The sequence below is a fragment of the Enterobacter sp. YSU genome, from assembly GCF_016082135.1.
In the GTDB taxonomy this organism is placed as follows: Bacteria; Pseudomonadota; Gammaproteobacteria; order Enterobacterales; family Enterobacteriaceae; genus Enterobacter; species Enterobacter hormaechei_C.
The window spans coordinates 1,394,671-1,409,289 of record NZ_CP059487.1; the positions used below are offsets into that span (position 1 = coordinate 1,394,671).

16 protein-coding genes are annotated in these 14,619 nt (G+C 57.8%); 4 read left to right on the forward strand and 12 right to left on the reverse strand.

The features are described 5' to 3' along the window. Positions 1-10: 10 nt before the first annotated feature. Complete coding sequence (gene pldB / locus H2Z33_RS06760) at positions 11-1,003, reverse strand: lysophospholipase L2 (RefSeq protein WP_063136115.1); 993 nt, start codon at positions 1,001-1,003, stop codon at positions 11-13. Between the two features lie 111 nt (positions 1,004-1,114). On the opposite strand from pldB, the gene rhtB reads away from it, so the two are divergent. Next, a complete protein-coding gene (gene rhtB / locus H2Z33_RS06765) occupies positions 1,115-1,735 on the forward strand; it encodes a homoserine/homoserine lactone efflux protein (protein ID WP_006812363.1) in 621 nt (206 codons plus the stop codon). On the opposite strand, the gene rhtC is transcribed toward rhtB, so the two are convergent. From rhtC to pldA, 3 genes are all read right to left on the reverse strand, one after another. Beyond that, positions 1,732-2,352, reverse strand: coding sequence for a threonine export protein RhtC (rhtC, locus tag H2Z33_RS06770; protein ID WP_006179256.1), 621 nt, complete (start codon positions 2,350-2,352; stop codon positions 1,732-1,734). The genes rhtB and rhtC overlap by 4 nt on opposite strands. Before the next feature lie 61 nt (positions 2,353-2,413). Further along, a complete protein-coding gene (gene recQ, locus H2Z33_RS06775; RefSeq protein WP_063134716.1) occupies positions 2,414-4,243 on the reverse strand; it encodes an ATP-dependent DNA helicase RecQ in 1,830 nt (609 codons plus the stop codon). A 90-nt stretch (positions 4,244-4,333) separates the two neighbouring features. Further along, positions 4,334-5,203 (reverse strand): phospholipase A, encoded by an 870-nt coding sequence (gene pldA, locus H2Z33_RS06780; protein ID WP_003860803.1) that lies wholly within the window; start codon positions 5,201-5,203, stop codon positions 4,334-4,336. A gap of 160 nt (positions 5,204-5,363) precedes the next feature. Here pldA and yigI point away from each other — a divergent pair, with 160 nt between their 5' ends. Next, on the forward strand, positions 5,364-5,831 hold the full coding sequence (gene yigI, locus H2Z33_RS06785) for an acyl-CoA thioesterase YigI (RefSeq protein ID WP_006812366.1): 468 nt from the start codon (positions 5,364-5,366) through the stop codon (positions 5,829-5,831). Positions 5,832-5,882: 51 nt separating this feature from the next. Continuing rightward, entirely contained in the window at positions 5,883-6,779 is an 897-nt protein-coding gene (gene rarD / locus H2Z33_RS06790; protein WP_017694744.1) for an EamA family transporter RarD, read from the forward strand. A 428-nt stretch (positions 6,780-7,207) separates the two neighbouring features. On the opposite strand, the gene corA is transcribed toward rarD, so the two are convergent. The 8 genes from corA to lptM all read right to left on the reverse strand — a co-directional run bounded on the left by corA (position 7,208) and on the right by lptM (position 14,139). Further along, positions 7,208-8,158 carry a magnesium/cobalt transporter CorA gene (corA, locus tag H2Z33_RS06795; RefSeq protein WP_003860807.1) on the reverse strand — a complete coding sequence of 317 codons (951 nt, stop codon included), beginning with the start codon at positions 8,156-8,158 and terminating at the stop codon, positions 7,208-7,210. Positions 8,159-8,308: 150 nt separating this feature from the next. Beyond that, positions 8,309-8,365, reverse strand: a complete 57-nt coding sequence (gene ysgD, locus H2Z33_RS23380) for a YsgD/CorL family protein (RefSeq protein WP_212743980.1) — start codon at positions 8,363-8,365, stop codon at positions 8,309-8,311. A gap of 149 nt (positions 8,366-8,514) precedes the next feature. Continuing rightward, on the reverse strand, positions 8,515-10,677 hold the full coding sequence (gene uvrD, locus H2Z33_RS06800) for a DNA helicase II (protein ID WP_017383586.1): 2,163 nt from the start codon (positions 10,675-10,677) through the stop codon (positions 8,515-8,517). 79 nt (positions 10,678-10,756) lie between these two features. Further along, positions 10,757-11,473, reverse strand: a complete 717-nt coding sequence (yigB, locus tag H2Z33_RS06805) for a 5-amino-6-(5-phospho-D-ribitylamino)uracil phosphatase YigB (protein ID WP_063135302.1) — start codon at positions 11,471-11,473, stop codon at positions 10,757-10,759. Continuing rightward, on the reverse strand, positions 11,473-12,375 hold the full coding sequence (gene xerC / locus H2Z33_RS06810) for a tyrosine recombinase XerC (RefSeq protein WP_063135303.1): 903 nt from the start codon (positions 12,373-12,375) through the stop codon (positions 11,473-11,475). The genes yigB and xerC overlap by 1 nt, the downstream gene beginning before the upstream one ends. After that, positions 12,372-13,079: a DUF484 domain-containing protein gene (locus H2Z33_RS06815; RefSeq protein ID WP_015570007.1), complete on the reverse strand. Its 708-nt coding sequence runs from the start codon at positions 13,077-13,079 to the stop codon at positions 12,372-12,374. The genes xerC and H2Z33_RS06815 overlap by 4 nt, the downstream gene beginning before the upstream one ends. After that, entirely contained in the window at positions 13,076-13,900 is an 825-nt protein-coding gene (dapF, locus tag H2Z33_RS06820) for a diaminopimelate epimerase (protein WP_023295730.1), read from the reverse strand. Before dapF ends, H2Z33_RS06815 begins: the two co-directional genes overlap by 4 nt. 35 nt (positions 13,901-13,935) lie before the next feature. After that, a complete protein-coding gene (lptM, locus tag H2Z33_RS06825; protein WP_003860815.1) occupies positions 13,936-14,139 on the reverse strand; it encodes an LPS translocon maturation chaperone LptM in 204 nt (67 codons plus the stop codon). Positions 14,140-14,274: 135 nt separating this feature from the next. Between lptM and cyaY the strand changes: the two genes are divergently transcribed. Then, entirely contained in the window at positions 14,275-14,595 is a 321-nt protein-coding gene (cyaY, locus tag H2Z33_RS06830; protein WP_003860816.1) for an iron donor protein CyaY, read from the forward strand. Positions 14,596-14,619: the final 24 nt, after the last annotated feature.

The following is a 14,619-nucleotide window of genomic DNA, read 5'->3' on the forward strand; positions in this document are numbered from 1 at the left end:
AAAACAATAATCAGTTATGCCTGTTGAAAAATTCAACAATGGCGTTGAGCGCGACTGAGCGCATAGCGTCCTTTTCAAAAAGGATCTCATGGTACGCACCGTTGATGACCAGCGGTTTACCCCCTTCACAGGGATGGCCCGCAGCGGCGCGAAGTTCACAATAGCGGTCATGCATGCGGTTATCCACCACACGCTCTTCTTCCGCCTGGATCAGGAGCGTCGGCGTGTCATCATCGCCTACGCCCGCCAGCACCTGCTCACCGGCATGAATACCTTCCCGCACCCAGTGCCAGGTGGGGCCGCCGACCCGCAGACGCGGTTCATCGGCATAAAAACGCAGGTTGCGGCGATAACGCTGCCGGCTGTGGGTTAACACGTTGATGGCAAATGGCAATGCCCGCCAGCGTCCTGTTCCGATGGCATAGCCTTCTCGAATGCGCTGATGGCCCTCAGCCCAGTCGAGAAGATGGCGCACCATCCAGTCAGGAAAACGTATCACAATGCCGTACATCGGCGCGGTCAGCGCAATGGCGTCACACTGGTGCTTATGGCGCTGCAAAAACAACGTCGAGATCGCCCCCCCCATGGAGTGGGCAAGAATATAACGCTTGCGCCACGGTCCGGGCTGCACTTCCTGCTGCCAGAACGCGGCCAGATCGTCGACGTAATCGCTGAAGTTATCCACGTGGCCGCGATGGGTATCCGGCAACATCCTGCCAGAAAGCCCCTGCCCGCGATGGTCGATAATTAACACATCAAAGCCCAGATGGAACAGGTCATACGCCAGCTCGGCATATTTGATATAGCTTTCGATGCGCCCGGGGCAGACCACAATCACCCGGTCATTTTTTTCATCACGGAAACGAACGAAGCGCACCGGGATTTCCCCGACGCCCATAAACTCATCTTCCTCACGCTGGCGCCAGAAATCGGTCAGCGGCCCCATGGAGAAAGCAGCAAATGCGTTTTCTCGTGTTTCCCAGTCCTTTTTCTGCCGAAACATTGGGTTTCCACCCCCCGTAATTCAGGGAATATCGTTTTTTTCGTCACCGGTCACAAAATGACTCAACAATAGCGTATTGTGGCATAAAAACAGACGATCCGGGAGTTTCAAATGACCTTCGAATGGTGGTTCGCCTACCTGCTGACATCCATCATCCTCAGCCTTTCACCTGGCTCGGGCGCAATCAACACCATGACCACCTCCATCAATCACGGCTATCGCGGCGCGGCGGCGTCAATCGCCGGTTTACAGACCGGGCTTGGCATTCATATTGTGCTGGTGGGGATTGGTCTGGGCACGCTGTTCTCCCGTTCGGTGCTGGCCTTCGAGGTGCTGAAATGGGCTGGCGCAGCGTATCTTATCTGGCTGGGTATTCAGCAGTGGCGCGCCGCAGGCTCGATTGATCTGCATACGCTCTCCCGGACGCAAACACGCGGCCACCTGTTTAAACGCGCGGTGTTCGTTAACCTGACCAACCCGAAAAGCATCGTGTTCCTCGCCGCCCTGTTCCCGCAGTTTATCGTGCCGCATCAGCCACAGGTGATGCAGTACGTGGTGCTGGGCGCGACCACCATTATTGTCGATATCATTGTGATGATTGGTTACGCGACGCTGGCGCAGCGAATTGCGGCGTGGATCAAAGGGCCTAAACAGATGAAGGCCCTGAACAAAGTCTTTGGTTCGCTGTTTATGCTGGTTGGCGCGCTGCTTGCGTCAGCGCGTCATGCTTAGCGAGAAATGATGAGATGAATGCCGAAGCCGGCGAACAGCGCGCCGGCAAAGCCGTCGATCCACTTCGCGATGCGCTGGTAGCCGCGACGCATCGCCGGTAAGGCAAACAGGCTTGCCACAACGGTAAACCAGGCGAACGTCTCAACAACGATCAGCAGAAAGATCCCCCAGCGCGCGCCCGCGCCGACGTTATCCCCTACAAACAGCGAGAACACAGAGCCGAAGTAGATAATCGCTTTCGGGTTCGCCAGGTTGGTCAGCAGCCCTTTCACAAAGCTACGGCCGCCCGTTGCCAGCTCAACCTTTGGCTCTTCCGGCTTTTTCTCTTCTTTCTTCAGCGCCCCGCGCAGCATCTGGTAGCCCATCCAGCACAGGTACAGACCGCCGCCGACCATGATGATGTTATGCAGCCACGCCATTTTCGCCAGGATCAGGTTCAGACCGAGCAGCGCAACCGCCGCCCAGACCATGACGCCCATGGTAATACCGAGCACACCCATCATTGCCTCTTTGCGGGAGCGGCTGACGGCCGTTTGTGACACGAAGAAAAAGTCAGGGCCAGGGCTCATCAGCGCAACGATGTGCACTAACGCCACGGTGAGAAATAGCATTAACATAATTAGCTCGCGGGGAAATAATACAGTGAGTCACCATCCTGGCACTTTTTCGCCCGGCTGACTACTCCTCATCATCACCATCAGCGTGGGAACGGATGAGCGCCATAAACTCTTTCCCGAAGCGCTCCAGCTTACGCGTGCCAACGCCGTTGACGCTGAGCATCTCGCTGGCGCTGAGCGGCATTTGCTCGGCCATCTCGATAAGCGTCGCGTCGTTGAACACCACGTATGGCGGGATGTTCTCTTCATCCGCAATGGCTTTACGCAGCTTACGCAGCTTGGCGAACAGCTTGCGATCGTAGTTGCCGCCGTAGGATTTCTGCATCACGCGCGGCTTCAGGGCGACAACGCGCGGAACGGCGAGCTTCAGTTCAACCTCACCACGCAGGACCGGTCGCGCCGCTTCGGTCAGCTGAAGCGCAGAGTGCTGGGCAATGTTCTGCGTGGCAAAGCCGAGATGGATCAGCTGGCGGATGATACTCACCCAGTGCTCGTGGCTCTGGTCTTTCCCGATGCCATAAACCGGCAGTTTGTCGTGACCCATATCGCGGATACGCTGGTTGTTAGCCCCGCGCAGCACTTCAACGACGTAGCCCATCCCGAAGCGCTGGTTCACGCGTCCGATAGTCGAGAGCGCTTTGCGCGCGTCCATCAGGCCATCGTACTGCTTCGGCGGGTCGAGGCAGATATCGCAGTTGCCGCACGGTGCCTGACGCCCTTCACCAAAGTAGTTGAGCAGCACCAGACGGCGGCAGGTTTGCGCTTCGGCGAAGGCACCCATCGCGTTAAGCTTGTGGCGTTCGATATCCTGCAACTGCCCCTGCGGTTTCTCCTCGAGACAGCGGCGCAGCCACGCCATATCCGCCGGATCGTAAAACAGCATCGCTTCCGCAGGCAGGCCGTCACGCCCGGCGCGGCCGGTTTCCTGATAGTAGGATTCGATATTGCGCGGAATGTCGAAATGCACCACAAAGCGCACGTTGGGCTTGTTGATCCCCATCCCGAACGCCACCGTTGCGACCACGATTTGCAGGTCGTCGCGCTGGAATTTCTCCTGCACGTCGGCGCGGATATGGTTCTCCAGCCCGGCGTGATAGGCCGCGGCGCTAAAGCCACGGTTTTGCAGACGGGCGGCGGTGTCTTCCACCTTCGCACGGCTGTTGCAGTAGATGATGCCGGACTTACCGCGCTGCTCCTGCACGTAGCGTAAGAGCTGATCCAGCGGCTTGAACTTCTCCATCAGCATATAGCGGATGTTCGGGCGGTCGAAGCTGCTGACCTGAATATACGGGTCGTTTAGCCCCAGCAGGCGAACGATGTCCTGACGCGTGGTGTCGTCCGCCGTGGCGGTAAGCGCCATAAACGGCAGCTCGGGGAAGCGCTGACGAAGCTGGCCAAGAGCGGCGTATTCCGGGCGGAAATCGTGCCCCCACTGGGAGATACAGTGCGCTTCATCCACCGCCAGCAGCACCGGATTCCAGTGCGCCAGATGATCGAGGAAGTTGTCCAGCATCAGGCGTTCTGGCGCGATATACAGCAGGCGGATCTGCCCGGTGCGGCACCCGGTCATTACCTCTTGCTGTTGCTCGCGGGTCTGCGTCGAGTTCAGGCAGGCCGCCGCCACGCCGTTGGCAAGCAGTTGGTCGACCTGGTCTTTCATCAGGGAAATAAGGGGCGATACCACGACCGTCAGGCCATTAAGCGCCAGCGCGGGCACCTGATAGCAGAGCGATTTTCCGCCGCCGGTCGGCATGACCACCAGGCAATCGCGGCCTTCCAGCACGGTTTCAATGATGGTTTCCTGGCCAGGGCGGAACTGCTGGTAGCCAAAGGTTTCCTGCAAAACCTGTTTAGCCAGCGATTCCTGATTCAATACTTCCGCCTGCGCCACGTTAACCCCATATGCCAGAAATGAAACAGGCGCTATTTTCAGCGCCTGAGAGAGAAACTTCAACGTTTAACGCAAAAACATTCGAGCAGCTTAGAAAATATCGTTCAGCATCACGCCCACACCGACGCGGGTCTGATTGAAATTGTAGTCGATCAGCGATTCGCCATACCCGCTATACACCTGAGTATAAAGACGAACGTGTTTCGTTACCGGGTAGCTCAGGCCCAGCTCTGCACCGCCGTAGCCGGTATTCCAGTTGTACTGGCCTTTGGCGCTCAGCACCGCGTCACCCAGCTGATAGCCCACTTTAAGCTGATAGTAGCCCATATATTTGGTGATATCCGGGTTGTCATCGGTGCTGCCCACCACGTACCACGGCTTCACTTCCACCATGAAATTGCCGTTCTGCGCCATCAGACGCGTATAGATGCGGTTCCAGCTGCGTGAGGTTGGGTCGGAACGACCGTTGGAATCGTGGTTATAGCCCACCTCCACGTCTCGCAGCGTCCAGCCTGCAAACTCATAATCGGTGGCGAAACCGAGGAACAGCTGCGGTTCATAGTTGGTTTCGCGGAACGGTGAAGATTCCCCGCTGTTGGAGAGCTGCCACCATGACTTCTGCGTGTAAGACGCGCCAAGCACCGAGTTCGGCCCCAGGATGCCGCGCCAGAACGGGAAGGCGAGGCTGAGCTGGAACTTCACCTCATCTTTACGCGCATTATCAGACCAGTTATAGGAGCTTATCGCCTCTTTGTTGAGATCGCTGGTCTGGGTGTAGATCACGTAGTTTGTATCATAAGGGTACAGCGTGAACGGATTGTCATGCTCCTGAAGCATATTGGCGATGATGCTGCCCTTAACGGCAGGTTTATCATGCACCTCTTTGATCGTCGCTTCCTGCGCATATGCTGTGAGGGGCAGCGCAACCGCCGCCAGTAACCAACCCAGATACGTCCGCATCGGTGGTGTTCTCCTGAAATGGTGACATTTAATGAATAGTTTTGTCCGGGCATTCTACAGACTTCTGCGATAACTTCCGCTTCCTCGTTTCTTAAAGTGGCATTCCTTTATCCTGAAGCATAAAATCAACATTTTGTTAACAACAAGGATGCCACGTCAGATGTCAGCCACACTCACCGCCGAAGAAACCTTAAAGCTCGTGGGCGAGATTTTTGTGTACCACATGCCGTTCAACCGTGCACTGGGTCTTGAGCTGGAGCGATACGAAAAAGACTTCGCTCAGCTGAGTTTCAATAATCAGCCAATGATGGTCGGTAACTGGGCGCAAAGCATTTTGCACGGCGGGGTCATTGCCTCCGCGCTGGACGTGGCGGCCGGTCTGGTGTGCGTGGGTAGCACGCTGACGCGCCATGACACCATCAACGAAGATGAGTTACGCCAGCGCCTGTCGCGCATGGGCACCATCGATTTACGCGTCGACTACCTGCGTCCGGGACGCGGAAACCGCTTCACCTGCACCAGCAGCCTGCTGCGCGCCGGGAATAAAGTTGCCGTCGCCCGCGTTGAGCTGCATAACGAGGAGCAGGTTTATATCGCCAGCGCAACCGCCACTTATATGGTGGGTTGAGACGGCAAATTCGGGTAAAATTACTTCACTTTTTTGTAACGGATTTTCCCGATGGATGCTAAACAGACGCGGCAGGGCGTTTTACTCGCCCTTGCCGCTTATTTTATTTGGGGTATCGCACCGGCGTACTTCAAACTTATCGCCTATGTCCCGGCGGACGAGATCCTCACTCACCGCGTCATCTGGTCCTTTTTCTTCATGATTGCGCTGATGAGTATCAGCCGTCAGTGGTCAGGCGTCAAAACGCTGCTGAAAACCCCGAAGAAGGTCTTCCTGCTCGCTCTCTCTGCGGTGCTGATTGGCGGAAACTGGCTGCTGTTTATCTGGGCGGTGAATAACCATCACATGCTCGAAGCCAGCCTGGGCTACTTTATTAACCCGCTGGTCAATATTTTGCTGGGGATGATTTTCCTTGGTGAGCGCTTTCGCCGGATGCAGTGGGTGGCGGTGATTCTGGCCTTCTGCGGCGTGCTGGTACAGCTGTGGACCTTCGGCTCACTGCCGGTTATCGCCCTGGGGCTGGCGTTCAGCTTTGCCTTCTACGGCCTGGTGCGTAAAAAAATTGCCGTGGAAGCGCAGACGGGAATGCTGTTTGAAACCCTGTGGCTGCTGCCTGTCGCCGCGATCTACCTGTTCGGTATTGCCGACAGCGCCACCAGCCACATGGGCAGCAATCCATGGTCGCTGAACCTGATGCTGATGGCCGCGGGCGTGGTCACGACGATCCCCCTGCTGTGCTTCACCGGCGCGGCAACGCGTCTGCGCCTCTCCACGCTGGGCTTCTTCCAGTACATTGGCCCGACGCTGATGTTCCTGCTGGCGGTGGTGTTTTACGGCGAGGTGCCGGGTGCGGATAAGATGGTGACGTTCGCCTTTATCTGGGTGGCGCTGGCCATCTTTGTTGCGGATGCGATTTATACCCAGCGCAGGGTGCGCAAAGGGTTGTGATGTTGCCCTCACCCTAACCCTCTCCCACAGGGGAGAGGGTTCCCCAGTAATTTGAAAGCAAAAGCGATAACATTGCCTCAGAATAACTGAGGGCTTTACAGGGATGTTACCTCCGCCCGTCCCCGATAAGCCGGAAGGAATAAGCCGAAGGTACCGCGAAGCGGCGATTTTCCGCCGGAAGCCCGGGTCGCCAGGGTGGTGGCGACTGAGCCACCCTGGCACGTTCACCGGTTATGCCGTGACAGAGTAGCAAGGAACATAAAGTGAACGGAATGACCACCAGAGCCGTATGTTCCCCCTCACCCCAGCCCTCTCCCTCAAGGGAGAGGGGGCCGTCTGTGCAGGCATTATTTTGTGGGGAACCCTCTCCCACAGGGAGAGGGAATTCGATCGTAGGGCGGGTAAGCGCAGCGCCACCCGCCAGATTTTTACAGCCAGTTCTTCCGCTTGAAGTACAGATACGGCGCCAGCCCGGCGAGGATCATAAAGATAATCGCCCCCGGGTAGCCAAAGCTCCACTTCAGCTCCGGCATAAACTCGAAGTTCATCCCGTAGCTGGACGCCACCAGCGTCGGCGGCAGGAACACCACGGACACCACCGAGAAGATCTTGATGATGCGGTTCTGCTCGATGTTGATAAAGCCCATCGCCGCCTGCATCAGGAAGTTGACCTTCTGGAACAGGGATTCGTTGTGCGGCAGCAGGGATTCGATATCGCGTAAGATCTCACGCGCCTGCTCCAGCTGACCGCCCGGCAGACGCGCCTTGCGCACCAGGAAGTTCAGCGCGCGCTGGGTATCCATCAGACACAAACGCACCTTCCAGCCGATATCTTCCAGCTCAGCCAGCGTGGACAACGCTTCGTCGTACTCATCGCCCTGATGGCCTTCCATGATCACGCGGCTCAGCTTTTCCAGGTCGCTGTAGATGTTTTCGATTTCATCCGCCAGCTGTTCGATTTTGGTTTCGAACAGATCCAGCAGCAGCTCATAAGCGTTGCCGTCCATCATCGCCTGGCTGCGGGCACGCATACGGTAGAGACGAAACGCAGGCAGTTCGCGCTCGCGCAGGGTGAACAGGCGGCCATCGCGGATGGTAAACGCCACGGTGGAGTTCCCCGCGTGGTCTTCGGCATCTTCGAAAAAGAAGAAGGAGTGAATGTGCAGGCCGTCTTCGTCTTCAAAAAAACGGGCGGATGCTTCGATGTCTTCCAGTTCCGGGCGTGTCGCCAGGCTTTGCCCCAGTTCAGATTGTACGCGAAGGCGCTCATCGTCGTCCGGCTCGACCAGATCCACCCATACGGCATCAATGAGGGGCTGTGACTCTTCGGCTTCAAGCCGAGTCAGTCGGTTATTTTCGAGTTGAAATGCGCTCAACATGACCGGGACTCCCAATGCAAAAAATATCGGACAGTTCGGTGGGCACACAGAAACAAATTGGGTTTCAGACCATTAAACAGCCTGACTCAGCGCGACGGGAATGATGCAGTCGCTGACAACCACTAAGGCCATCAGCAAGAGGAGATAGCCTTAGGAGTTGTTCCTGGATGACAGGGAATTGAGCCAGTATCTACTGGGTGTGTCCAAGGCGAATGTCCTCTTAGCGTAATCGTGCGCGCATGTTACGCCAGCAATAACTGTGGCGTCAACACGCAACGGAACGCTGAAGGGCATTAATTGACCTTCAACGTATAAGGCTAGCAGATTATTACAAAATAGTGATATTTTTCTGAAAGTTACACACTTTCCAGCTTGGCATAGGCTGCCACCAGCCATTTGATCCCCTGCCCCTGGAACGCTACCTGCAAACGGCTGTGCTCGCCGCTGCCTTCCAGGTTGACGATGGTGCCTTCGCCAAACTTCGAGTGGCGCACGCGCTGGCCCAGCTTGTAACCGGTGTCGGTTTCAGAGATCGGCGAGCCCATACGCTGATGGCTGACCGGACGGCTGATGCTGGCGCGCAGGCGCACCTCTTCCACACACTCTTCCGGCAGTTCGCCGATAAAGCGCGACGGACGGTGATACACCTCTTTCCCGTACAGGCGGCGGGTTTCCGCGTAGGTCAGGGTCAGTTTCTGCATCGCACGGGTCACGCCCACGTAGGCCAGACGACGCTCCTCTTCCAGACGCCCGCCTTCATCCAGCGACATCTGGCTCGGGAACATCCCCTCTTCCATCCCGACGATGAACACCTGCGGGAACTCCAGACCTTTTGCGGAGTGCAGGGTCATCAGCTGAACCGCATCCTGCCAGGTATCGGCCTGCCCTTCACCCGCCTCCAGCGCGGCGTGAGAGAGGAATGCCTGCAACGGCATCAGGTCTTCGTCTTCTTCGTTGTAGCTGAACTGGCGCGTTGCCGTCACCAGTTCCTCTAAGTTCTCAATACGGGTCTGGCCCTTCTCGCCTTTTTCCTGCTCGTACATGGTGCGCAAGCCGGAATCTTTGATCACCCGGTCGGTCTGGACGTGCAGCGGCATGTCGGCCGTTTCCTGCGCCAGCGCGTCGATTAACTCCAGGAAGCGCTGCAATGCGCTGGCGGCGCGCCCGGCAAGGGCTTTTTCCTGTAACAGCTCGCGGCACGCCTGCCACAACGTGAGCTGACGATCGCGCGAGGCCTGACGCACCACGTCCAGCGTACGATCGCCGATGCCGCGCGTCGGCGTGTTCACCACGCGCTCAAACGCCGCATCGTCGTTACGGTTGGCAATCAGACGCAAATACGAGAGCGCATCTTTGATCTCCTGACGTTCGAAGAAGCGCATACCGCCATAAATGCGGTACGGCATGCTCACCTGCAACAGCGCCTCTTCCAGCACGCGCGACTGGGCGTTGCTGCGATAGAGAATGGCACACTGCTCCAGCGCGCCGCCGTTCTCCTGCCAGGTTTTAATGCGGTTCACCACGAAGCGGGCTTCGTCGAGCTCGTTGAAGGCGCAGTAAATCGAAATCGGTTCGCCGTCGACGCCATCGGTCCACAGCTTTTTACCCAGGCGCCCGTTGTTGTTCTCAATCAGGGCGTTGGCCGCGCTCAGAATGTTGCTGGTAGAACGGTAGTTCTGCTCCAGACGGATGGTTTGCGCGCCGGGGAAATCGTTGAGGAAGCGCTGGATGTTCTCCACCTGCGCGCCGCGCCAGCCGTAGATAGACTGATCGTCATCGCCTACGATCATCACCTTGCCGGTATCCCCGGCCAGCAGGCGGATCCAGGCGTACTGGATGTTGTTGGTATCCTGGAATTCGTCCACCAGGATGTTGGTAAAGCGTTCACGGTAGTGTTGCAGGATATGCGGTTTGTTCAGCCACAGCTCGTGGGCGCGCAGCAGCAGCTCGGCGAAATCCACCAGACCGGCGCGATCGCACGCTTCCTGATAGGCCTTGTAGACGTTCTGCCAGGTCTGCTCGACCGGGTTACCGAAGCTCTGGATATGATGCGGACGCAGCCCTTCGTCTTTCTGACCGTTGATGTACCACATCGCCTGACGCGGCGGCCACTGCTTCTCATCGAGGTTCATCGCCTTGATCAGGCGTTTCAGCAAGCGTAGCTGATCTTCGCTGTCGAGGATCTGGAAATCCTGCGGCAGGTTAGCGTCCATATGGTGCGCGCGCAGCAGACGGTGCGCCAGGCCGTGGAAGGTGCCAACCCACATGCCGCCCTGGCTGGTGCCCATCAGCTGCGCGATACGGTGGCGCATCTCCGCCGCAGCCTTGTTGGTGAACGTCACGGCCATAATCGAGTACGGCGAGCAGTTCTCCACGCTCTGTAGCCAGGCGATACGGTGAACCAGCACGCGCGTCTTACCACTGCCCGCTCCAGCCAGTACCAGCAGGTTTGTACGCGAGGCGGCAACCGCGTCACGCTGTTTATCATTAAGGCTGTCGAGCAGGTAAGAAACGTCCATTGGCACCGTCACGTCATGTCGGGCAGGCAAATGTTTCCATTCGCCAAAACCCTGTTAATTTATACAGAACAATTGATGATTATATCAGCGTCGTGAGGGATGCCAACCGTGAAATTTCCACGTGCGGCAGAAGACGGCTATCCGGGGTAGTCATCAGATCGGCATTTTCCGGCTTGATCCAGCAGGCCTGCATGCCGCAGCGGATCGCCCCGGCGACGTCCGTGGTCAGGTCGTCGCCCACGTGCAGGATCTCACCGAGCGGCAAATCCAGTTTTTCCGCTGCCAGATGATACATATCGTTGAACGGCTTCGAGCGTCCGTGCGGGCCCGCGCGCAGCACGAACTGAAAATAGTTCCCCAGACCAAACAGTTCAGGCTGAGCGTTGCCGTTGGTGATGGCCACCAGCGGCCACTTTTCGGCGAGCTTCGCCAGCGTGTCGTGGGTCTCCTGCGGCACGTCGATCCGACTGCGCCATTTGGCGAAGTTTTCCATGGCCGCTTCGGCCCCCGTGGCCGCATCCTGCGCGCTCAGGCCGGCGTTGAGCATCGCCTGCTCAACCGCACGGCGGCGCCATTCGGTCACGTCGTGGTAAATCTCCGGTTCGGTTTCCCGCAGGGACTGACGCAGCTGCTGGAAGTCTTTGTTCTGCATCGCTTTCAGCGCAGGATGGTAGTCCTGCACAAACGCCAGCGACTCCTGCTCGGTACGCAGGATCACCGGACGATTGTCGTAAAGGGTGTCATCAAGATCAAACGTCAGGGCTGAGATCTGACCGAGTGGGCGGTAAAAACGCATTATTTCCCCCGTTTGGCGCGTGGATGCGCCGCGTCATACACCGAGGCAAGGTGTTGGAAGTCTAAGTGGGTATAGATTTGGGTGGTCGACAGATTCGCGTGACCAAGCAGCTCCTGTACGCCGCGCAGGTCGCCGCTTGATTCCAGCATGTGCGTCGCAAAGGAGTGGCGCAGCTTGTGGGGGTGAACGTGGCTGTTCAGCCCCTGCTTAATGCCCCACTCCGCAAAGCGCTTCTGCACGTTACGCGCCGAGATCCGCTTGCCGAGTTTCGACAGGAACAGCGCATCTTCGTCGGCGCCAAACAGCCCGCGAAGGTCCAGCCAGTGCTCAATCCAGGAGACCGCGTTGCGGCCGATCGGCAGGCGGCGCTCTTTGCTGCCCTTGCCCATCACCCACACCTCGCCGGATTCCAGATCGAGGTGCTTTAAGTCGAGGTTCACCAGCTCAGAGAGACGCAGGCCCGCGCCGTACATCACCTCCAGCATCGCGCGGTCGCGCACGGCCAGCGGATCGTTAAGATCGATATCCAGCAGGCGGTTTACGTCGTCGACGTCGATATTTTTCGGCAGATGACGCGGGGCTTTCGGCGTGGCGATCCCTTTTGCCGGGTTGGCTTTCAGACCGCCCTGACTGACCAGCCAGTCGAAGAAACTGCGCAGGGCAGAGAGCCGGAGCGCCAGGCTCGCCGGGCTGAGATTTTTTTTACGGCTACGCACGACGAATCCGCGTACCGTGGCGGCGTCACATTGTTGCCAGCTTTTCAGGCCAATTTCATCGGCAAGCTGCATGATGGCATCAAGCTGACGCTTATAGTTGAGCAGCGTAACAGGGCTGAGCTGGCGTTCTACGCCCAGATAGCGCAGAAAGCGGTTGACGTCAGTGGCGAGCAATCCGTCCGTCATACGCGCTCAATCCAGCGCTCCAGCAGCTCAGGCAGCATCAGGGCGATCTCCTGCAACAGTTGCGTGCCCTGCCCCTGTTCATAATGATGCGCGTCGCGGCTGGTAAATAACATCACGCCCAGGTCACCATCGCGCCCCATCAGCGACATCGCCACCGAGCCGATAGCTTTGGCTTCCGGCAGCACCACCAGCAGTTCTGGCCCGTTAAGCGGCCCCAGATAGTGGTGCTCATGGCCCAGACGCTGAATGCGCAGCGGCTCAAACGCCTGACGGCTCAGCGCCAGATGGGTAAACCCGGACGGCGCGCCAATGCGCCAGCGGTCAGGGAAGAGACGGATCGTCGCGCCTGCCAGCCCCAGCTCGCGCGCCCAGCGGTGGAAGCGGTTGAGGAACTCTTCTAGACTGTGCGCGGAAGCCAGACGCGCCTGAAGGTGCAGTAGACGGTAGAACAGGCTTTCGTTATTGCTGGCCTGCTCCATCAGCAGCGTCATGTTCTCTTCGAGCTGATTGATGTGGTTGCGCGAGCGCGCCATGTGCCATTCAACCAGCGACACGGTCTCGCGAACCGGATGCGGCACGCGCATCCGTTCGACGACGCGTGCATTGCGGATAAAAAACTCAGGATTGTGCAGCAGGTAATCCACAACAGCGCTGTCGTCCAGCTCTGATACAGGTTCCCGCAGTTCTTCCCCTGGTTGCTTCATAGATGGATAAACCCGTCATAAACATGTGTCGCCGGGCCAGTCATGTACAGTGGATGACCCGCTCCTTTCCAGGCGATATCAAGACGTCCGCCCGGTAATTCCACGCGAACCTCTTCTGCCAGTAACCCCTGTGAGATACCGACGGCCACCGCCGCACAGGCACCGCTTCCGCAGGCCTGGGTTTCGCCCGCGCCGCGCTCGTAAACCCGCAGGCGAATGTGTTCACGCTTCACCACCTGCATGAAACCGATGTTCGCCCGCTCCGGGAAGCGCTCATGGCTTTCCAGCACCGGGCCGAGCGTTTCAACCGCCGCGGTTTGCACATCATCCACCTGAATCACGCAGTGCGGGTTACCCATTGAGACGACGCCGCACAATACTGTCTGCTCGGCGGCACGCATAATATAGGTCTTTTCCGCTTTGTTGGCGCGAAACGGCACGGCAGAGGGGTCGAAGTTCGGCTCGCCCATGTTCACGCGCACCAGTTCGTCGTCGGTGACGCTGAGCACCATCCGGCCGTTGGCGGTGCTGACGCGGATATCGCGCTTGTTGGTCAGCCCTTTCAGCCGAACAAAGCGGGCAAAACAGCGCGCGCCGTTGCCGCACTGGGAAACTTCGCTGCCGTCGGCGTTAAAAATGCGGTAGTGAAAGTCCAGGTCAGGATCGTAAGGCGGCTCCACCACCAGCAGCTGGTCAAACCCCACGCCCATGTGTCGATCCGCCAGGCGACGGATCAATTCCGGGGAGAAAAAGACATTCTGCGTTACCGCGTCGACGACCATAAAGTCGTTGCCAAGGCCATGCATTTTAGAGAACTGCATCATTTGCTCCATTGCGCGGGTACAGAACGTAATTGTCAGAGATTGACCTGAGTCGGGCCGCCGTTATTGCCGCGATCGTTGGTATCCGGCGTAGATGACTCGATACCACTTTGCACCGGTTTTGTCGGCGGTGGTGCGTTTTTATCCTCTGGCGGGAAGTACAGTGGTCCCTTCAGTCCACAGCCGGTCAGGCTAAACAGAGTGACAAGAACGACAAGCGTTCGGAAGACGTTTTTCATGTAGAGGTTGCCCGTAAGTTCAAATCTGTTTCTATCATCGCAGGAGAAGACACAAAAGCAAGAGTTTGCCGCTTTCCTGCAACGGGAATTATTTAGCGTTATACTGCCGCCATCACGAAAAACAGGAATAAAACCATGAACGACAGTGAATTTCATCGCCTTGCCGATACCCTGTGGATGACCATCGAAGAGCGTATCGACGACTGGGACGGCGACAGCGATATCGATTGTGAAATCAACGGCGGGATCCTGACCTTAAGCTTCGAAAACGGCAGCAAGATTATTATTAACCGTCAGGAGCCGCTTCACCAGGTGTGGCTGGCGGCGAAACAGGGCGGCTATCACTTTGATCTGAAAGGTGACGAGTGGGTCTGCGATCGCAGCGGCGAAACGTTCTGGGATCTGCTGGAGCAGGCGGCGACGGCGCAGGCGGGCGAGGACGTGAGTTTCAGGTAGTTGCGTTGCCCGGTGGCGGCTACG

Coding starts and splice junctions, on each gene's coding strand:
- pldB (WP_063136115.1), bottom strand. CDS start 1,003: ATGTTTCGGCAGAAAAAGGACTGGGAAACACGAGAAAACGCATTTGCT.
- rhtB (WP_006812363.1), top strand. CDS start 1,115: ATGACCTTCGAATGGTGGTTCGCCTACCTGCTGACATCCATCATCCTC.
- rhtC (WP_006179256.1), bottom strand. CDS start 2,352: ATGTTAATGCTATTTCTCACCGTGGCGTTAGTGCACATCGTTGCGCTG.
- pldA (WP_003860803.1), bottom strand. CDS start 5,203: ATGCGGACGTATCTGGGTTGGTTACTGGCGGCGGTTGCGCTGCCCCTC.
- yigI (WP_006812366.1), top strand. CDS start 5,364: ATGTCAGCCACACTCACCGCCGAAGAAACCTTAAAGCTCGTGGGCGAG.
- rarD (WP_017694744.1), top strand. CDS start 5,883: ATGGATGCTAAACAGACGCGGCAGGGCGTTTTACTCGCCCTTGCCGCT.
- corA (WP_003860807.1), bottom strand. CDS start 8,158: ATGTTGAGCGCATTTCAACTCGAAAATAACCGACTGACTCGGCTTGAA.
- uvrD (WP_017383586.1), bottom strand. CDS start 10,677: ATGGACGTTTCTTACCTGCTCGACAGCCTTAATGATAAACAGCGTGAC.
- yigB (WP_063135302.1), bottom strand. CDS start 11,473: ATGCGTTTTTACCGCCCACTCGGTCAGATCTCAGCCCTGACGTTTGAT.
- xerC (WP_063135303.1), bottom strand. CDS start 12,375: ATGACGGACGGATTGCTCGCCACTGACGTCAACCGCTTTCTGCGCTAT.
- H2Z33_RS06815 (WP_015570007.1), bottom strand. CDS start 13,079: ATGAAGCAACCAGGGGAAGAACTGCGGGAACCTGTATCAGAGCTGGAC.
- dapF (WP_023295730.1), bottom strand. CDS start 13,900: ATGCAGTTCTCTAAAATGCATGGCCTTGGCAACGACTTTATGGTCGTC.
- lptM (WP_003860815.1), bottom strand. CDS start 14,139: ATGAAAAACGTCTTCCGAACGCTTGTCGTTCTTGTCACTCTGTTTAGC.
- cyaY (WP_003860816.1), top strand. CDS start 14,275: ATGAACGACAGTGAATTTCATCGCCTTGCCGATACCCTGTGGATGACC.